This is a genomic window from Rhizobium skierniewicense (genome assembly GCF_014196515.1).
Lineage (GTDB): Bacteria > Pseudomonadota > Alphaproteobacteria > Rhizobiales > Rhizobiaceae > Agrobacterium > Agrobacterium skierniewicense.
The window spans coordinates 79,625-98,107 of the sequence record NZ_JACIDV010000002.1 but is presented as its reverse complement, the minus strand read 5'-3'; the positions used below and the strand labels follow the sequence as shown (position 1 = coordinate 98,107).

Annotated in this window: 20 protein-coding genes; 11 read left to right on the top strand and 9 right to left on the bottom strand. The window is 56.5% G+C overall.

The features are described 5' to 3' along the window. The first annotated feature begins 168 nt into the window (after positions 1–168). The 3 genes from GGQ73_RS03255 to GGQ73_RS03245 all read left to right on the top strand — a co-directional run bounded on the left by GGQ73_RS03255 (position 169) and on the right by GGQ73_RS03245 (position 3,267). On the top strand, positions 169–1,095 hold the full coding sequence (locus GGQ73_RS03255; RefSeq protein ID WP_174152039.1) for a sulfite exporter TauE/SafE family protein: 927 nt from the start codon (positions 169–171) through the stop codon (positions 1,093–1,095). Beyond that, a complete protein-coding gene (locus GGQ73_RS03250) occupies positions 1,092–1,913 on the top strand; it encodes a TIGR02186 family protein (protein ID WP_183893954.1) in 822 nt (273 codons plus the stop codon). Before GGQ73_RS03255 ends, GGQ73_RS03250 begins: the two co-directional genes overlap by 4 nt. A 70-nt stretch (positions 1,914–1,983) precedes the next feature. Further along, the gene (locus GGQ73_RS03245; protein WP_183893952.1) at positions 1,984–3,267 is read left to right on the top strand and encodes a histidine-type phosphatase; all 1,284 of its coding nucleotides are present in this window, start codon (positions 1,984–1,986) and stop codon (positions 3,265–3,267) included. Between the two features lie 7 nt (positions 3,268–3,274). Here the strand turns inward: GGQ73_RS03245 and pdeM are convergent, their stop codons facing one another. From pdeM to GGQ73_RS03220, 5 genes are all read right to left on the bottom strand, one after another. Continuing rightward, positions 3,275–4,003 (bottom strand): ligase-associated DNA damage response endonuclease PdeM, encoded by a 729-nt coding sequence (gene pdeM / locus GGQ73_RS03240; RefSeq protein ID WP_183893950.1) that lies wholly within the window; start codon positions 4,001–4,003, stop codon positions 3,275–3,277. Positions 4,004–4,145: 142 nt separating this feature from the next. After that, positions 4,146–6,644 carry a ligase-associated DNA damage response DEXH box helicase gene (locus GGQ73_RS03235; RefSeq protein ID WP_183893948.1) on the bottom strand — a complete coding sequence of 833 codons (2,499 nt, stop codon included), beginning with the start codon at positions 6,642–6,644 and terminating at the stop codon, positions 4,146–4,148. Positions 6,645–6,704: 60 nt separating this feature from the next. Then, positions 6,705–7,346, bottom strand: a complete 642-nt coding sequence (locus tag GGQ73_RS03230) for a YitT family protein (RefSeq protein WP_183893946.1) — start codon at positions 7,344–7,346, stop codon at positions 6,705–6,707. Between the two features lie 58 nt (positions 7,347–7,404). Further along, positions 7,405–8,016 carry a YitT family protein gene (locus GGQ73_RS03225; protein ID WP_174152302.1) on the bottom strand — a complete coding sequence of 204 codons (612 nt, stop codon included), beginning with the start codon at positions 8,014–8,016 and terminating at the stop codon, positions 7,405–7,407. A 200-nt stretch (positions 8,017–8,216) separates the two neighbouring features. Beyond that, positions 8,217–9,158 carry a class I SAM-dependent DNA methyltransferase gene (locus GGQ73_RS03220; protein WP_183893944.1) on the bottom strand — a complete coding sequence of 314 codons (942 nt, stop codon included), beginning with the start codon at positions 9,156–9,158 and terminating at the stop codon, positions 8,217–8,219. A 159-nt stretch (positions 9,159–9,317) separates the two neighbouring features. Between GGQ73_RS03220 and GGQ73_RS03215 the strand changes: the two genes are divergently transcribed. Both GGQ73_RS03215 and GGQ73_RS03210 read left to right on the top strand, forming a co-directional pair. Next, positions 9,318–9,584: a DUF6460 domain-containing protein gene (locus GGQ73_RS03215; RefSeq protein WP_174152032.1), complete on the top strand. Its 267-nt coding sequence runs from the start codon at positions 9,318–9,320 to the stop codon at positions 9,582–9,584. Beyond that, positions 9,584–10,081, top strand: a complete 498-nt coding sequence (locus tag GGQ73_RS03210; RefSeq protein ID WP_183893942.1) for a CAP domain-containing protein — start codon at positions 9,584–9,586, stop codon at positions 10,079–10,081. The genes GGQ73_RS03215 and GGQ73_RS03210 overlap by 1 nt, the downstream gene beginning before the upstream one ends. Positions 10,082–10,101: 20 nt before the next feature. On the opposite strand, the gene GGQ73_RS03205 is transcribed toward GGQ73_RS03210, so the two are convergent. Both GGQ73_RS03205 and GGQ73_RS03200 read right to left on the bottom strand, forming a co-directional pair. Continuing rightward, positions 10,102–11,190, bottom strand: coding sequence for a quinone-dependent dihydroorotate dehydrogenase (locus tag GGQ73_RS03205; RefSeq protein ID WP_183893941.1), 1,089 nt, complete (start codon positions 11,188–11,190; stop codon positions 10,102–10,104). Then, positions 11,190–11,543 (bottom strand): DUF952 domain-containing protein, encoded by a 354-nt coding sequence (locus GGQ73_RS03200; protein ID WP_174152029.1) that lies wholly within the window; start codon positions 11,541–11,543, stop codon positions 11,190–11,192. Before GGQ73_RS03200 ends, GGQ73_RS03205 begins: the two co-directional genes overlap by 1 nt. Before the next feature lie 222 nt (positions 11,544–11,765). Here GGQ73_RS03200 and GGQ73_RS03195 point away from each other — a divergent pair, with 222 nt between their 5' ends. Together GGQ73_RS03195 and GGQ73_RS03190 are read left to right on the top strand one after the other, a co-directional pair. After that, positions 11,766–12,416, top strand: a complete 651-nt coding sequence (locus GGQ73_RS03195) for a response regulator (protein ID WP_174152028.1) — start codon at positions 11,766–11,768, stop codon at positions 12,414–12,416. 110 nt (positions 12,417–12,526) lie between these two features. Then, the gene (locus GGQ73_RS03190; RefSeq protein ID WP_183893939.1) at positions 12,527–13,192 is read left to right on the top strand and encodes a S24 family peptidase; all 666 of its coding nucleotides are present in this window, start codon (positions 12,527–12,529) and stop codon (positions 13,190–13,192) included. Between the two features lie 7 nt (positions 13,193–13,199). Here the strand turns inward: GGQ73_RS03190 and GGQ73_RS03185 are convergent, their stop codons facing one another. Beyond that, on the bottom strand, positions 13,200–13,961 hold the full coding sequence (locus GGQ73_RS03185) for a transporter substrate-binding domain-containing protein (protein ID WP_183894443.1): 762 nt from the start codon (positions 13,959–13,961) through the stop codon (positions 13,200–13,202). A gap of 168 nt (positions 13,962–14,129) precedes the next feature. Between GGQ73_RS03185 and GGQ73_RS03180 the strand changes: the two genes are divergently transcribed. Next, on the top strand, positions 14,130–16,070 hold the full coding sequence (locus GGQ73_RS03180) for a glycosyltransferase family 2 protein (RefSeq protein ID WP_327786289.1): 1,941 nt from the start codon (positions 14,130–14,132) through the stop codon (positions 16,068–16,070). 40 nt (positions 16,071–16,110) lie between these two features. Here the strand turns inward: GGQ73_RS03180 and GGQ73_RS03175 are convergent, their stop codons facing one another. Then, a complete protein-coding gene (locus tag GGQ73_RS03175; protein ID WP_234910872.1) occupies positions 16,111–16,434 on the bottom strand; it encodes a BA14K family protein in 324 nt (107 codons plus the stop codon). On the opposite strand from GGQ73_RS03175, the gene GGQ73_RS03170 reads away from it, so the two are divergent. The 3 genes from GGQ73_RS03170 to GGQ73_RS03160 all read left to right on the top strand — a co-directional run bounded on the left by GGQ73_RS03170 (position 16,427) and on the right by GGQ73_RS03160 (position 18,353). Beyond that, positions 16,427–16,726 carry a hypothetical protein gene (locus tag GGQ73_RS03170; RefSeq protein WP_183893935.1) on the top strand — a complete coding sequence of 100 codons (300 nt, stop codon included), beginning with the start codon at positions 16,427–16,429 and terminating at the stop codon, positions 16,724–16,726. The two genes, GGQ73_RS03175 and GGQ73_RS03170, sit on opposite strands and share 8 nt — an antisense overlap. A 216-nt stretch (positions 16,727–16,942) precedes the next feature. Further along, positions 16,943–17,494 carry a peptidase associated/transthyretin-like domain-containing protein gene (locus GGQ73_RS03165; RefSeq protein ID WP_183893933.1) on the top strand — a complete coding sequence of 184 codons (552 nt, stop codon included), beginning with the start codon at positions 16,943–16,945 and terminating at the stop codon, positions 17,492–17,494. A 79-nt stretch (positions 17,495–17,573) separates the two neighbouring features. Continuing rightward, positions 17,574–18,353, top strand: a complete 780-nt coding sequence (locus tag GGQ73_RS03160) for a hypothetical protein (protein WP_183893931.1) — start codon at positions 17,574–17,576, stop codon at positions 18,351–18,353. The last annotated feature ends 130 nt before the right edge of the window (positions 18,354–18,483 follow it).

Genomic DNA, 18,483 nt, shown 5'->3' with positions numbered 1-18,483 from the left:
CAACGTATTTGCCGTTGAATAATTGACAGTCATGCCCTCCACGGGCATGACCGGTAAAGGTCGCAGGTTTTGCTGCCTCCGCCACCCAGACAGATACCGCCTTTCGTGGCAAAGCCCGCCTTCCGGCGGCTTTGTCGTTTTACACGGAACCATGCCCGAGGTCCTGATGTGACTGTCTACCTGCCCATCGCAGAATTATCGGTGAATATCTTCATCATTCTTGGCATGGGCGCCGCTGTGGGTTTTCTGTCCGGCATGTTCGGCGTCGGCGGTGGCTTTCTCATCACTCCGCTTCTCATCTTCTATAACATTCCCCCTGTCGTCGCCGTGGCAACCGGTGCCAACCAGGTGGTCGCCTCTTCCGTTTCAGGCTCCATCAGCCACTTCCGGCGCGGCACTTTGGATATGAAGCTCGGCGGCATGCTGCTGATCGGAGGCCTTTGCGGGGCGACGGTGGGTGTCTGGCTGTTTACGCTTTTGCGCAGCATCGGTCAGCTCGATCTCATCATCTCGCTTCTCTACGTCATTTTGCTGAGTACCGTCGGTGCGCTGATGCTAAAAGAAAGCATCTCGGCCATCCGCCGGTCTGCCCGCAACGAGACAGTGACATTGCGCCGCCCCGGTCACCACAACTGGGTCCATCGCCTGCCGTTGAAGATGCGTTTCAAGAAATCGAAACTCTATCTCAGCGTCATTCCCATCATCGTCCTGGGTTTCGGCATCGGTGTGCTGACATCGGTCATGGGTGTCGGCGGCGGCTTCATCATGGTACCGGCCATGATCTACCTCCTGCGCGTGCCCACCAACGTCGTTGTCGGCACCTCGCTGTTCCAGATCATTTTTGTCACTGCCTACACCACCATCGTCCAGGCGGCGACGAATTTTTCCGTCGATATCGTGCTGGCTTTCATCCTCATGCTGGCCGGCGTGGTCGGGGCGCAATACGGGGTTCGGGTCGGCCAGAAACTGCGTGGCGAGCAGTTGCGTGCATTGCTGGCACTGCTGGTGCTGGCCGTTGGCGTGAGACTTGCGATTTCGCTGGTGTTGAAACCTGAAGATCTGTTTTCCGTGGCTGTCGGAGGGCTGGGCTATTGATCCGCGCCGCCCTTCTTGCTGCCGCCTTCAGCGCGCTGTGCACGCCTGCCTTTGCGCAGACACCGCCGCTGCCGATTTCACCCGATGCCACTGGCCAGGCCCGAACCTTGCAGGAAAACATCGAGATCGGTGCGTCGACGACCGAAATTTCCATCGCCTCTGATTTTCGTGGCGCCGATTTCACCATGTTCGGTGCGCTGAACAATGCCGATCAGCTTTTGCTGGCAATCGGGCAGTATGACATCGTCGTGACGCTGGAAGGCCCCAACGAATATTCCACCGTACGCAAGAAAAGCCGTGTCGCTGGCATCTGGATCAACACCAGCGCGATCACCTTTGCGCCACTGCCGGAATCCTACTCCATGGCCAGTACCCGCAGCATCGACAATATCGCAACGGCGGGAACGCTGAAGGCCATGGGTCTGGGCGTAGACCATCTGCCATTGCGCAGTGCTGTCTTTTCCGGCGTGCCCGACAATGTCTATGATTTCCAGGAAGCCTATCGCCGCCTGAAACTGTCGAGCGGCATCTACCGCAACGATACGACCGGCGTGCGGCTTGAACGAACGGGATTGTTCTGGGCCACGCTTCGTCTACCTGCAAACGTGCCGAACGGCGTCCATACGGCCCGCGCCTATCTCTTCAAGAGCGGTATGCCTGTGGCGCAAAAGGAACTGCGACTGCGCGTGGTGAAGACCGGCATGGAGCAGGCCATCACAGATGCCGCGCATCAGACACCGGTGGTTTATGGCTTTCTGTGCGTGCTGCTGGCAATCGTGACGGGTTGGGGCGCAAGCATCCTGTTCCGCAGGGACTGAATACGGTCACAAAAGGTTCACAAAGCGATCCTATCTGTGGTGTCTCCTTTCACAGGCGCAGGACGACGACATGGACATCAAACGGACTTTGTCTGCCACGTTTCTAATCTGCCTGATGTCTGGCCCTGCGGTTTGCGAGACGCTTGTCAGTGACAAATTTGTCGCCGTGATGCGACACGGGGTGCGCCCGCAGACCAGTAGCAAAGAACTTGCCCGCATGTCGGCAAAGCAGTGGCCGGTGTGGAACACGCCAGATGGGGCGCTGACGTCGCACGGAGCCACAGCAGCGGCGCAACTGGCGAGGTGGGAGCATGGCATGCTGGCCGCCAAGGGGCTAGTCCCAGAGACGGGCTGCCCTGCAAAGGAGAGCGTTTTCTCGTGGGGTAACAGCACCGTCCAGCGCACCATCGACACCGGCAATGTCATTCTTTCGACCATGTTTCCGGGCTGTGGCCTGACGGTTGGCCATGCATCCGGCGATGGCCCGGACCCGCTATATGATGCGTCCGAGACGGCACTCGGTGCCATCGATACAGACACAGCGGAAGCCGCCATTCTGGAAGCGGCGGGCGACAGTCTTGATGCGGCCAAGCAAAAGGCAGCACCGCTGATGAGGGAGATGGATGCGATCCTCGGATGCGATGCAGCCGGTAGCGACTGCTCGTTACAGAACCGGCCGTGGTCCATCGAGGTCAAAAAGGACAAGGGCGACAAGCCAGCAAGCGTCAGCCTGAAAGGACCGCTAGCCGAGGCGGGCACCCTTGCTCAGGTCTTTCTGCTGCAATATGCCAACGGTTTTCCGGCTGATGAGGTGGCCTTCGGCAAAGCATCCGCAGCAGCCGATATCATCCGATTGTCGCAACTGCGGCAGATCAAATATGATCTCAGCAACCGCGTGCCCTATATCGCGCAACGCGATGGTTCGAATTTTCTCAATCAGCTTCTTCTCGCACTGGACAAGACCCCCCCAGCGGGTGGCCCGCCGGACGCGAAGTTCCTGTTGCTTATGGGCAGCGACACCCAGCAGGCCGAGTTGGCAACGCTGCTTGGCATCCACTGGAAAATCCCACCCTATCTCGATGATGAGACGCCGCCGACAGGCGCTCTGACCTTCGAGCGCCTTCACGACGCAGACGGGAAACCCTATGTCCGAATGGGTTTCGTTGCGCCCTCGCTCGACCAGATCCGCAATGCCTCGGTGATTGACGACAAATCGCCCCCGCTTCAGGCTGCGGTAGCCATGCCTGGGTGCGAAGGAGAAGTTAAAGACGGAGCCTGTCCGCTCGATCGTTTCCTGACATTGGCAAAGGTGAAGATCGACAAAAGCGCCGTCGCGCCATACGTCTATCACTGAGACGCTATTATCCCAGAAGATTGGCGAAACGCACCGAGTAAATCCGCTCCCGACCGAGCAGATGCGCAACGAGAGACGTGTGATCGAACAGGCCCTGCATCGCCCTATGCCGCAAATCCAGACCGCCGCTCAAAACGCCGAAGGCAGGCATGAGCATACGCGCGCCATCGGTTGCGAAACACGGACGGCGAACGGATTTGTCGCGGCGACGCACCGTCGCGGCTGGGTGAAGGTGGCCGGCGATTTCACCCACGCAGACACCGGATTTCGGCTCATGCCGGAAGACAAGGTTGCCGTAGACCATCTCGTCGGTCGAGGCGCCCGGCAAATCCACGGTACCATCGGGATCGTGGTTGCCATTGATCCAGATCCACTCGCGACCCTTGGCCATCTCCTTGATGAGATCACGAAGCGGCAACGGCAAATGCGTTGAGCCGATGCGGTCATGGAAATTATCGCCGAGGCTGACGACGATTTTCGGATCGTAGCGGGAGACAAGAGAGGCAAGGATCTTGAGGGTTGCGATCGTGTCGTAGGGCGGTAAAAGCCGTCCACGGCGGGCAAAAGCCGCACCCTTTTCCAAGTGCAGATCAGACACGACCAGCAGGGACAGGTCCGGCAGATAAAGACCTCCCAGCGGATCGCACCAGCCGGCGACACCATTGATGTCCGTTTCAGAGCCCAGGCATTCAAAGCCTGTGGCAAATTTATCGCTCAAGGCAAGTCTGCTCAGCACGTTTCGGTTTTGTCCTTCATCTTCTAAAGCGTGCCTCTGTGAATAGGATTCACTGCGACACGCTTTAGCTCTTGTTTTGTCGCATGTACGTTATCGTTTCATTGAGGACAATGAAACGCGACATGCTTTAGTGGCCGATGCATCATGACATTGCATCCGCAATCAGCTCATCGGCGGCCTCTGCCAGCACGTCATCCATGGCCTGGCCCGGTACCGTCTCACGCCCGATTTCCATCATGACCGGAACGGCCAGCGGCGAGACATGCTCCAAAGCGCAATGGGTAGTGTGTCCCTTGATTCGCCTTAGCATATCGCCAAGACGGCCAATGTCCAAAAGTCCCGATGCGGCATCGCGACGCGTGGCCTCCAGCAGGATGTGGTCGGGCTCATGGCTGCGAAGAACGTCATAAATAAGATCTGCGGACACCGTGACCTGTCGCCCGGTCTTTTCCTTGCCGGGATGACGTCGCTCGATAAGTCCCGCAATGACGGCGCAGTTGCGGAAGGTGCGCTTGAGCATGAAGGATTCGTCCAGCCATGCTTCCAGATCATCACCCAGCATATCCTCGTCCAACAGGTCGGGCAGCGACAGACGGTTCGATTGCAGACGCGAGCCGATATCTTCCAGCGCCCAGATGGCCAGAGAATAATCGGTGGCGACAAAGCCCATGGGTTTCGCCCCTGCCCGCTCCAGCCGCCGTGTCAAAAGCATGCCGAGCGTCTGGTGCGCTAGCCGCCCTTCGAACGGATACATGACCATGAAGAAACGTTTGCGGAACGGGAAGGTCTCGACCAGCAACTCATCGCGTTTGGGTATGATCGACTTCTCTTTCTGGATGGCCAGCCAGTCGCGCACCTGATCCGGCAGGGCGTTCCAACGCGCAGGGTCCGCCAGCATGGAGCGCACTTGGTCTGCCAGATAGGTGGAGAGCGGAAACTTGCCGCCCGCATAGGACGGGATTTTAGGGTCCATGGAAAAGGCCTGGCTGACGAGGCATTCGTTTTCGCGGATGCCTTCAAAGCGCAGCACCTTGCCCGCGAACAGAAATGTATCCCCCTGCACCAATTGTTCGAGAAAATGCTCCTCCACCTTGCCCAGCGACATGCCGCCGCGCCCGACCGTGCCCTTGGCATTACGCTTGACCATGCGGACATTGAGTTCCGCCGCCTCGACGATGGTGCCGAGGTTGAGACGGTACTGCATGGCGACCTGCTGGTTGGAAACGCGCCACAGACCATCCTTCGTCTGGCGAATGCGGGCATAACGCTCATAGGTGCGCAGCGCATAACCGCCGGTCGCCGTAAAATCTACGACGCGGTCGAAGGTTTCGCGGGGCAAGCTGGCATAGGGAGAGGCACTGGTGACTTCGCGGTAAAGCTCATCGGCGTCGAAGGGCTCGGCGCAGGCCATCCCGAGGACGTGTTGCGCCAGAACATCCAGCGCGCCCTCAGCTATCGGTGGCGTATCCTGCGCGCCGACATAGTTCGCATCCAGCGCTGCGCGGCACTCCATGACCTCGAAACGGTTCGCGGGCACCAGAATGGCCTTGGAAGGCTCATCCATACGGTGATTGGACCGGCCTATGCGCTGGGCCAGACGGCTTGCGCCCTTCGGCGCGCCCACATGCACCACGAGATCAACGTCACCCCAGTCGATACCGAGATCGAGTGTTGAGGTGGCGACAACCGCCCGCAGCTTGTTGTCCGCCATGGCCGCTTCGACCTTGCGGCGCTGTCCCGCATCCAGTGAGCCGTGATGCAACGCAATCGGCAGATTGTCGTCGTTGATGGTCCAGAGCTCCTGAAAGATGCGCTCCGCCTGCGAGCGGGTGTTGACGAATATCAGTGTCGTCTTGTGCGATTTTAATGCCGGATAGAGATCCTGCATGGCATATCGCGCCGAATGTCCGGACCATGGAATACGCTCTTCGGTGCCCAAAATGGCGATATCGGGTTTTGCGCCACCATCGACCGTGATGAGACCGGCCGGCGGCTCACCCTTCACCTGCGGACTAAGATAGCGTTGCAAATCCATGGGATCGGCCACCGTGGCGGAAAGACCGATGGTGCGCATGCCGGGTGCATGTTTGCGAATACGGGCGATGGCCAGCGACAGGAGATGGCCGCGCTTGGAGGTGACGAGCGAGTGTAACTCGTCCAGCACCACATATTTCAGGTCCTTGAAAAAGCGCTCGGCTTCCTTGTTGGCAAGTAGCAGCGAGACCTGTTCCGGCGTCGTCAGCAGAATATCCGGTGGTTTCAGCTTCTGGCGCTGGCGTTTGGATTGCGGCGTGTCGCCCGTGCGGGTTTCGACCGAAATGGGCAGACCCATCTCCGTCACCGGCTTCATGAGATTGCGCTCGATATCCACGGCTAGCGCCTTCAGCGGCGAGATATAAAGCGTGTGGACGCCAACGAAGGCAGAGCCCGGTGGCACCTTGCCGCGCCGCGTAAGGTCTGTCAGCGAAGCCATGAAACCGCCCAGCGTCTTTCCCGCTCCAGTCGGTGCAATCAGCAGCATATTTTCGCCAGCTTGGGCGCGGGCCGATAACTCTAACTGGTGGGCGCGCGGGCTCCAGCCCTTCTCGTCGAACCATGTCTGGAACGAGAGAGGCAAGGTTCCGACATTCTGGCCGGTCATGGGAGGCTCTGTGTGTTTCACTCCCCTAAAGTAGGGAAAGCGGACTGAAAAAGAAGGGCCTTACATCGCGATATAGCGGTCGTTTCGGTGATTAACGGCGATGACGAGGTTCATGATCAACGCGCCGAGGATGGAACACAGGATGATGAACGGCGTTGCGACGAAGAACGCGCAGAAGAGCACCGTACAATCGAATGCCATCTGCGCCAGCCCGGCACGAATGCCAAACCGATCCTGCAGATAGAGCGCCAGAATTCCAAAGCCTCCGAGGCTGGCACGGTGGCGAAACAGCGCCAGCATGCCTGCCGCCACGGTCAAGCCGCCAAACAGAGCCGCGATGACGGGGTTGACGTTTTGTAGCACGATCAGATGCGGAAGATATTCCGACAGGACCGATGTCAGCGCCACGGCACAGAAGGTCTTTATGGTGAAGGCAAGGCCAAGGCGACGAAACGCGATATAGTAAAATGGTAGATTGACAAGGAAGAAGAGAAGACCGAAGCTGACGCCCGTTGCATAATGCAACAGGAAAGCCACACCCACCACACCGCCGGTCAAAAGGCCACCGCCGGATAAGAGTACGACGCCGAGCGAGACGAGCATGCTGCCAGCAATGACGGCCTGCGCGTCTTCGACGACAGAGTGCTTATCCGAGGTGGATGCCCAAAACCGGTTGCGCTTGCGCTCTGCTACATCGCTCATCATCGTTCCCACATTGCGTCTCTCCTCCTTGCGCCGCATGGAGAGAAATTTCAAGCGTTCAGCGCACGACGATGTAACGATCCGAGCGATGGTTGATCGCAAGGAAGAGGTTGAGCACAAAAGCACCGACGATGGAGTACAGCACCGTCTCAGGGTTGATGACCGCAAAAGCGGCAATCATCACGCAGCTGTCGAAGGCAAGCTGAATGAGACCTGCGCGGATGCCGAAACGATCCTGAATGTAAATCGCCAGAATGCCGATGCCGCCAAGACTGGCGCGGTGGCGGTACAGTGCCAGAAGCCCGTAACCCAGGAGAAGCCCGCCAAGCAAAGCGGCCCAGAGCGGATTGATGCTTTCCACCACCATCCAGCGGCTTTCCAGTTCCGTCAGTACCGACACGAGGCCGATGGCGATGAAGGTCTTGAGTGAAAAGGCGAGGCCAAGACGGCGGAAGGACAGATAATAGAACGGCAGATTGACGAGGAAGAACAGCAGGCCGAAGCTGATGCCGAAGGCATAGTGAATGAGAAATGCGACGCCTGCCGTTCCGCCGGTGAGCAGGCCGACCCTGGCAAGAAGATAGAAGCCAAGCGCCGATACGATGCTGCCTGTGACGATCCCTTGGATGTCTTCCAGCGGCGCATGCTTTGCGGGATCGGCGCTCCACATGCCATAAACGCTTCTCGTGAATGCCATGCGCGTTACCCCGGAATGAAACTGTCTGTGCTGTCTGAAACTGCTTTGCCGTGTCACCTTATTGCAGGTGAGACCAGCCGGATATGCTGCATTTTGCACCGCAACAGGCTGCGTTTCAATGTGGATATGTAAGCAGGGCTGACCTATCGATAAAAAGGCAAGAAACGAAAAGATCAGGCGGCTTTTCTGGCAAGAAACAGAATGCCGGAAAGGGGTTTTCCGGCGTCCTTGCGAATGGTGGTTTTTCGGGATTCCAGCATTTGAAAACCGGATACGCTCAACAAACTTGTGATGTAGCGCTCAGAATGGGCATAGCGCAGCGAAGGCTGGAGAACGAAGCCCTCGTCGTTGCCCGCGTCCTCCACTGAAAAGGCGAATGTTCCGCCCGGTGCCAAGAGCGCGAGAACCAGTGGCATAACCGTTTCCAGACTGCCGAGATACATCATCACATCCGCCGCCGCGACCAGATCGGCGCGGTGACGGGCAAGATCGCCGGCAAACAGGCCGGACGCTTCGGCGGAAAGGGAAAGATCAGTCTGTGCCAAATGGTGGTAAATCGCTTTTTCTTCGGCTTTTGCCAGCATGTTCGTGGAAATGTCGAAGCCCTCGAGGCGGTGCGTCCAATCGACGATTTCCAGACCGAGCAGGCCGGTACCACACCCGATGTCGACAACGCAGTTAAAACCCGCCGAAGGTTTTGCCATTTCGATCAGCGCGGCCAGTTTTTGCGGGACGCTATAGTCCAGCTTTTTCACGAGTGAGGTTTCGAAACGGTCGGCGTAATCATCAAACAGACCCTCGATATAGGCGCTCGGCGGCTGTTCGGGCGTCTCGGCGGCTCCCAGCACGGCCAGTTTCAGGGGAGCTGCGAAAATTCCCTCGACGTCCAATGTGTCGACGGTTTCATAGGCCGCGATAGCCTTTTCGGTCAGTCCTGCCTTCTCGCAATAGTCTCCCAGCTGCACCCAACCGGCGGCCCATGACGGGGTAAGCTCCAGCGCCTGCTCCATCAATTCTGCAGCGGCGGCGTGATCTGCGCTTTCCGCCAGCATGCGGGCATAATCGGCGCGCCGGTCTGCAATCGCATCACCGGACGAAAACTGGTGTGGGGCCATCCGCACTTTCCTGAAAGAGGTAGGTTGTCTTTCATCAAGCCATAAAAAAACTCAAGTCCTATTTCATGGCAGCGACAAACGGCGCGCCCAGAACGCGTCATAACTTGCATCGACGCGCCTGGCTTCATATGTCCTGGCTGAAATTGAGGAGATTTGCTGATGGCCGGTGGGGTCGATAAGGTGCTGGGTGATAGCGTGGCGCGGACAATCGTCAAATTGCTCGTCGTGTCCCTGATCGTTGGGTTCGTCATGGCTGTGTTTGGCCTGACACCTTGGAACATCATTTATGGCGTTCGGGATTTCATACTCGATATCTGGCACAGCGGCTTCCGCGCCTTGGGCAGTATTGGAGACTACCTGCTGGCGGGTGCCATCATCGTCGTGCCAGTCTTCATCATCCTTCGCCTTTTGAGCTTCCGCCGCTGATGACCCAACAGTCCTTGTTCACCTTTTCACGGCGCGGCTTCGTGCTGGCTTCGGCTGGTGCCGCCCTTTCCGCCTGCGTCTCGGCGCCCACCAACAAAGGCATCGCCTCCGGTACGCGAGACGAGACTGCTTCAGCGCTTCCCATGGTCAACGAGCTTCGTCGTTCCAGAGGGCTTTCCACGCTCTCAGCCAACAGCGCCGCGCAACAGGCCGCCGCCTACCAGGCAAACCGCATGGTCAAAGCCCAGAAGATGGCGCATCTCATCGGCCTGACGGACAGCTTTCTCATTCGCATGAAGGACGGAGGCGTTCCCCTCCCCGCCGCCGAAAATGTAGCTGCAGGACAGGATACGGTCGAGCGCGTGGTGAAGGCCTGGATCAGCTCTCCGCACCATCTGGAAAACATGCTGGGCAACTATGGCGGCCTGGGAGTGGCGGTTGCCTATGATGCGAGCGCGAAGAACAGGCCGTATTGGGCCATGGTGCTGTGTCGGTAATTGCTTCGCCGTGGCGCGGACTAAAGCGTCCGCTCCGCCCATTTTTCCATTGTGGTATCGCGCAGGTCGCGGATATTGCCGACCTGCTCTTTCGCCACGAGCGTTGACAGGCCGCGCACGATTTTACCCGGCAGAGCTGGCCCCTCATACACCATGCAGGAATATAGCTGCACAAGGTCTGCACCTGCGCGGATTTTTTCCAGTGCGGTTTCAGCCGATGAAACGCCGCCAACGCCGATGATGGGCATGGCGGGGCCCACGCGCCTGCGCATCTTGGCCAGAACCGTGGTGGACAGATCAAACAGCGGCTTACCGGAAAGACCACCGGTTTCACCGTTGTTCTGGCCGGGTGTGAGGCCTGTACGGGAGAGCGTTGTATTCGAGACGATCAGACCATCGAGATTATGCGCCAAGGCTTCCGCGGCGATATCGTCAAGCCCTTCCTCGGTCAGATCAGGCGCAATTTTCAGGAAGACCGGGATGGACCTGTTGAGCTTTTGCGCCTCGGTATCGCGTGTTTCCAGTACCGCTTTCAAAAGAGCCGACAGACCTTCACGGGCCTGTAAATCACGCAGGCCCGGCGTGTTGGGCGAGGAAATGTTGGCGGTGAAGTAGGACGCGACAGACGCGAAGGTCTCGATGCCCTTCACATAATCTGAAATCCGATCTTCGCTGTCCTTATTGGCTCCGATATTGACACCGACGATGCCGCGAAGCCCCGCTGCGATGAGACGCGCAAGTGCCGCGGCATGCCCCTCATTGTTGAAACCCAGACGGTTGATGACGGCATCGTTTTCCACCAGACGGAAAATCCGCGGCTTGGGATTGCCCGATTGAGCTCGTGGGGTCACGGTCCCGATTTCGGTAAAACCAAACCCCAGCTTCAAGAGGGGACCCGGCACTTCCGCGTTCTTGTCATAGCCCGCCGCCATGCCGAGCGGGTTGGGAAACACAAGGCCCGCGACGGTCTGCTGCAGGCGCGGATCATGCGGGACGTGGCAGGTGGGAATAAAGCCTGAGCGCAACGCGGTAATCGACATGCCATGCGCCACTTCCGGGTCCATCAGGAAGAGGCCGCGCCGACCAATCGAGGAAAAAATTCCGCTCATCATGCAATCTCCGGAAACTGGTGTGCACCGTCATCATCCAGCGTCAGCGGCGTTTCCCACAAAACCGCACTCAATGGCAATGAAGCGTAAAGATGCGGAAAAAGGTCGCCGCCACGAGAGGTTTCAAACACCAGCTTCTCGCCCAAGGCGGTACCGTCCACGGCGACCAGCAGAAGATCATTCTGACCGGTGAAATGCTTCAGCGCAGTTTCCTTGACCTGGGCTGCGGTGGAAAAATGGATGTAACCATCCTGGAGATCAATCTCGGCACCTTCGAAAACACCCTTTTCTTGCGCCTCTCGCCACAGGGCGCTCGGTACGATCTTGTAAAGGACGGGGGGCGTTTCACTCATGTGGCGTCTCCTTCATATATGGGCGGTTTGCCGCAAATGCTCTTTGTTGTCCACCGCCTCACGCAGATTTTTGCGCATACACAGGGTGGCGCGAGCCTTTGCTAGCATCAAGCGCTTGTGTTGTGGCGACATTTACGCAATCCTCGGTTTGTGGGACTTGACGCTTGATCGCGCTCCTCAAGAATGATGCGCGCATGAAATGCTCTTGGGAGGGGGCGCGGCATGTTACAGATGACCATCATAATCGTGGACGACCATCCTCTGTTTCGCGGCGCGTTGCGCCAGGCGGTTTCGGGGCTGGATGGCGGCCACGCCATTATCGAGGCTGGCGATTTCGAAGCGGCAAAAATGGCCGCCGCAGATCAGCCGGATGCCGATCTCATGCTGCTCGACCTTGCCATGCCGGGCGTCAGCGGGTTTTCCGGGCTGATGGCGTTAAGGGCCGAGTTTTCCAGCCTGCCCATTGTCATCGTATCGGCTAGCGATGATCCAGCGACCATGCGCCGTGCCATAGAACTCGGGGCCTCCGGTTTCATTTCCAAATCCTCAGGCATTGAGGACCTGCGCGCAGGTATTCGGGCGGTGCTGGAGGGGGATGTCTGGATACCGGCGTCCTGTCAGGCCGGGCAGGATCACGACCCGGACATGGCCGACCTCATCAATCGGCTCCGCACTTTGACACCACAGCAAAATCGTGTGCTGGGCATGCTGGGCGAAGGCTTGCTCAACAAGCAAATTGCCTATGAGCTCAGCGTTTCGGAAGCCACGGTCAAGGCGCATGTCTCGGCGATATTGTTAAAACTGAAAGTCGATAGCCGCACACAGGCCGTGATTCAGCTTTCAAAGATCAATATGTCGACTTTGGTTGCATAAAGACAAGGATTTTATTCCTTTAATACTTTACTCCGAAGGCATAATTGGCTAGGTTTCGCGTTATATTGAAGCGAGCCGCGTGACGACGCCGCTCCACCCGGGCCCTGAACATGCTGTCACACGATGATATCTGGAGTGCAATCGATACGCTTGCCGATCGGAACCAGCTTTCGCCGTCCGGCTTGGCACGCAAAGCGGGGCTGGATCCGACGTCGTTCAACAAATCCAAGCGGGTCGGTCCAGACGGACGCCAGCGTTGGCCCTCCACTGAATCCATCTCAAAAGTTCTGGACGCCACCGGTGCGACGATCGATCAGTTCTTTGGCTATGCCATGGGGCACTCGAACAAAAATGCATTGCCGGATGGAAATCTTCCGTCCCAGACGGGCGCCATTCCCCTTATCGGTTTCGCACAGGCCGGCTCAGGCGGATTTTTCGATGACGGTGGCTTTCCCGCAGGCCAAGGCTGGGACGTGGTGGACTTTCCCGCCTCCCCCGCCAACAAGGCCGGAGCCTATGCCTTGGAAGTGCAAGGCGACAGCATGATGCCGCTGTACCGCGATGGCGATGTGCTGATCGTAGAACCGGGCGCGCAGATGCGGCGCGGCGACCGCGTGGTGGTGAAAAGCCGGGATGGCGAGGTCATGGCCAAAGTCCTAGCTCGTCAGACGGCCAAGACTATCGAGCTTTTGTCGCTCAATCCGGAACATCCCAATCGCAGCTTCGACCTCAAAGAGGTGGAATGGATGGCGCGGATCATCTGGGCCAGCCAGTAGCACCTGATCAAAACATGCCGTAAGGAAAATAGCGGCGATAGATTTCTTCCAGCCGCCCGTTGCGCGAGAGTGCAGCAAGGGCCTGATCGAAAGCGGGAACCAGTTTGTTTTCCGGATCGACCGTCATAATAGACAGGCCTTCGCCTAAAAAGCGGTCCGACATATAGGGACCATCGAACATGGTGCAGCACCCATTCGATGCCGTACCTGCAACCCAGAAAGGCAGCCGCAAACCGTCGGCAAAGACGCCGTCGATCTTGCCGGATTTCAGTGCCTCGTACATCGGCTCATAGCCATCGAAGCCGGTGACCTGAACGGCGGGAAAAAATGCCTTCAGCATGGCCTCATGCCGGGAATTACTGACGACGCCGACCTTTTTTCCTGAGAGTGCGTCGGCCGCTTGACCTTCGAGCCTAGCCGCCTTGTTAACCGCAAAGCGTGCGGGTAAAAGCGTGTAGGGCCTGGTAAAGCTGAAGCTTTTTCGTAGATCCGCGCTCGAGGCGATGCCCGACATCACGGCCTCCCCCTCGCCCATTTCGACCGCCGCTTCCAATTCATCGAACGGCAGCGCCTGTACCTGGCATTTATTTTCTATCTTAAGTTGCGCGCATATTTCGCGGGCCAGATCGACATGAAACCCCACCAGACGCCCGTCCTGATCCGTGAAATTGAAGGGTGGAAAATCCACCGACATCAAGAACCGAACACGCGAGACCGTCGATAAATCCGCGCCCGGCATGCGTTCCTGCGCATCGAACAGCACCGGCAGGCGCCCGGTTTGTACCAACTCCTGCGCTCTGGGCTGAGCAGGCAATGAAAAAATTACCACGCCGATCAATAAAGAAAAAATACTACTGAATTTCAGGGGTGCAACTGAAAGGCGCATGTATATCATCCAAACTGGCATTGTTGGGGCGCCACCGGTTACGGTGGCTGAATGTGTATGTCGCGTTTTGAAGAGTATACACAAGTCTCGCAAAACGCGATGCTGGTGCAGGGCGAAATTCTTGCCTTCGATCCCTTATATGATGATCCCTTCACGCTTCACGGCAAAGCCGCGCCAGAGCGCGACGATGTTGCCTTTCTCAAATCGCTTGGGCTCGGAAAACCCCATATTGACCGTTACACCGCAAAAGCCGCATGCAACGGGTCCACATTCGAGACGGAATTGCTGGCAGACGGACTGGTGACGGAAGACGCCTATTTCGGTGCCTTCGCCCGCTTTCTGCGGCTCCCTTTCCATGCCGACCTGGATGCCGCCATCGTTGTGGACACTCCGTCACTCGACATTCAGCTTATCGACACGCGCATGGTGCGCCTTTCGCCCGCTGACGCCAAACCCTATATCGCAGTTACGCCTGACCTGGAGAGCATTGAGCGACTGAAGACAGCGCTCGAAAACAACCCGACGGTCACTGCAGGTCTTGTCGTGACGACACCATCTGCCCTTCGAAAAGCGGTGTGGAGGGCGGGCGAGGAACGGCGAACCCGGCAGACCATAAACTCACTGTTCGAGACCGCGCCTCTCTATTCGGCGCGCATCACTCTGCACGGGAAACAGGGCTTTCTACTGGGTATCTGCGCGGCGCTTCTATTCGGATCGATGCTTTTGGCGCCAACACCGACATTTCAGCTTTTACACATCGTGACGGCCGGGCTCTACATGGCCGCCATACTCTTTCGCGCAACCCCCGCCGAGGAAACCTCTGGACGAAATCTTGCTCTTCTCGATCAGACAACCGATGAGCAGCTGCCAGTTTACACCATTCTCGTGGCACTTTACCGTGAAGAAGCGGTCGTAGAACAACTCATCAACGCGCTTGATCGGCTAGACTGGCCGAAATCCTGTCTCGACATCAAGCTCGTCTGCGAAGACGACGATGCCACGACCATTGATGCAATTACCCGACTAAGCCCCGGTTACCACATCGAAATTGTTCACGTACCGCCCTCATTGCCACGTACAAAACCAAAAGCGCTGACCTATGCCCTTGCTGGCGCGCGCGGAGAATTTATCGCCATTTATGATGCAGAAGATCGACCTCACCCCAAACAGTTGCGCGAAGCCTATACTCGCTTTCGCACTGGATCAGATCAGCTCGCATGCCTGCAGGCACCGCTCATTATCAGCAACGCCAGTGCCTCTTGGATCACCGCCTCTTTCTCGCTGGAATACTCCGCTCTGTTCCGGCGCATGTTGCCCATGTTAGCACGCATGAAGATGCCGCTTCCGCTTGGTGGAACATCAAATCATTTTCGCGCCTCGGTTCTTCGCAAGGTTGGCGCATGGGATCCATACAATGTTACTGAGGATGCCGATCTTGGGCTTCGGCTTCACCGATTGGGCTACCAGTCCGACGTCATCAAATACCAGACACTTGAAGACGCACCGACCGACATTTCCGTGTGGCTGAGCCAGCGCAGCCGGTGGTTCAAAGGGTGGCTGCAAAGCTGGCTTGTTATGATGCGATCGCCCTCGGCAATCTCTCGCGAAATGGGATGGAAGGCCTATCTGGTGTTCCACCTCCTGATCGGGGGCATGCTGTTGTCCTCATTGACCCATCCGATGTTCATTCTCTACATCTTCTACATCGCACGACTGGTCTGGGTTGACGGAATATCAGCGCTTGCGCCTTTGCAGATCTTTCTTTTCATCGTTGATATCGTCAACATCGCCGCCAGTTATACGGTGTTCATCCTCATGGGAACGAAGGCGATGATTGCCCATGAGCGTAAGCTGATTGGCAAACGCTGGCTTTACACTCCTGTGTACTGGCTTATGCTCTCTGTGGCGGCGTGGCGTGCTGTTTATGAATTGCGATACAAGCCCTTTGTCTGGAACAAGACACCGCACAAGCCCACTTCAAGAAAAAAATGAAAATATATACTTCAATGTATTATAAATTATTCTAAATTAATCAGTATGGCGACTGGCAAGCTACGCGAACACCGTTTTCGGCTTGGAATGTGTTGTCAGTTGCATGGTAAGACACGTAGGTTTTTGCGCACCATTTTACGTGGTTTATCTCATGCTCGGAAAGCATCAGGCCGGTGGAGCCCGCATTGCCAGCCGCACCACCTGTAAAGGCAATGGGAGAGTTGCCATAGACTGTTGCCTGAGATTCAGCCTGATTCTCATAGGCCGGCCCTATCAAGCTGAGCGCGCTGGCAGGTGAGACGAAGCCAGTCGCCAAACCCGAGCTTAATGCAAATGCAGAAATGATTTTTACCATCTTGACCATTGGTAATTCCTTTTCTTTTCAGGAAACCAACGTGGGTCTAATGGATTTTGTTCCAGCCAACGGAAGATTAGCAGAAGTAGATCGTGTAAAGGCGAAAGTGGCGACGTTAATTTTTAAACCGTCTGCCGACAAGATGCGGCCTCAAAGCAACAAAAATAACGACAGCAAGCTCGATATTGGAGCAACGGCCGCGCGTGAACAGTCGGTACCCGCATATCCAAAAATTCGGCAGGGTCGAAGGCTGGAGCGGGTGAAGGGAATCGAACCCTCGTATTCAGCTTGGGAAGCTTGATCTATCGCCTATAGATCAACGCCTTGAGTGTAAAACTCACTCAAATCGGCACGAAATTCCATAATGTTTTCAATAGCGCTGTAAAACTTTTGGGGGACGGTATCGGAAGACCGATCACTGCAATCCTCCCAGATAAATTACGGGCGATTTAGCGCGTAACTACGACGCGATTTCGGGACTCTGCGTCGCGACTACGTGTCATGTCGGGATGGCGAGTTGGCTGCTGTCGCCGGATTGCAACATGCCCCGCGCTCTGGCATTTTGTACTTTCAAGATCGGGGGGTACTTATGAAATTCAGGTCCATAATGGTAGCGACGATCGTTGTCGCTCTTTCCGCATGCGTTCAGTCCGTTACGGTGAAAACGCCATTCAATCCTTCAGAGCATGAGTTTGCTGCAAAGCCTGGCAAGGCGACTGTAAGCGCGCAGGCTTTCATGCGGCGCAATGATGGAATGGTCGTCTACGCTGCCGGAAGTCAGGCCTTGCTGCTACCTGCCTCAAGCTATGTGCGCGAATTGTATGACACCAGTCAGAAGGTTTACGGCGCTCCGCCCGTGACAAATCTTGACGTAAGGCTGAAAAATTACACGAAAGTTGCCCAGGCTAACGGTGAAGGGCGTTTCTCCTTTCAAGGGGTTCCGGATGGCGAATATCTTCTCGTTACGAACGTCAACTGGCGCGCCGGAGACAGCACGCAAGGCGGTGACCTGACAAAGTTTGTTACTGTCAGCAACGGGCAGAACCTCGATGTGATCCTAACGCGATAAGAACAGAAATAGAGGTAGCTGCAACAAGCCTCAGAAATGACGAAGGCGGGTAGCTTCAAAGAAAGCGCGGCAAACCAAAATGGCTGATTTATGCAAATTATGTGGTGAAGAAAAAAAACTAATCAAATCGCACGTGATACCCAAAGCCTTCTTTCCAAACTCTGCAACCACCAAATTATTGTCGTCGGACAAGTTCCAATTTCCGAGGAAGGCTCCAATTGGCGTTTACGATGAAGGAATACTGTGTGCAGCCTGCGATTCGAACCTAGGCATCTTCGATCAAGCAGCAGCTGAGCAGCTTCTGACAAAGGTAGGGCACGTACCACCTGAAACGGATGGCTTAGCACGCGTTTACCATGTGACAGATACGGAGTTGATCCGGCGATTTGTTATTTCTGTTGCTTGGCGCGCGCATCATAGCACCCACGCTATGTTCCGCTCCGTCCACTTGGGTCCATACGAGACACTTTTTAAACACGAAGTTTTAGAGCCAACCACCCAACGCACTTCAGTTTGCGTTACCGAGTTCGACAACCGCAATGTTCCATTCTTATCTCCTGCAGTTGACCGCTTCGAGAATGTGCGATTTCTACGGATATACGCAGCCAGATTCTTATTTCTTGTCAAAGTAGACAAGCAGCGCATGCCGTCTGATTTCGAGAACCTTGATATAGCGCACCGTGATAGAGACTTTATTGGATCCGTCGTCCAGTCATGGAGGGGCTCTGGTGAGGAGTTAGCGATGCGCGAAATGGTTACGTTAACACCACAGAATATTTCTCAAGTGCATAAATGGCGCAAAACTTTCGCCGGCGCGAAGGATCCAGTTTCGGTTTTTCGGATAGCAGCAATGAGCTGATCAAACTCTCGAAGCACCCATTTTAGCAGGCGCAGCGTCCGACTGGGCAATCGTAATTATCAGCAAGAAAAGGTGCGGACGGCGGGACTTGGACCAACTCCAAGAAGTGCTGGAAACCAGCGTTCTTGAG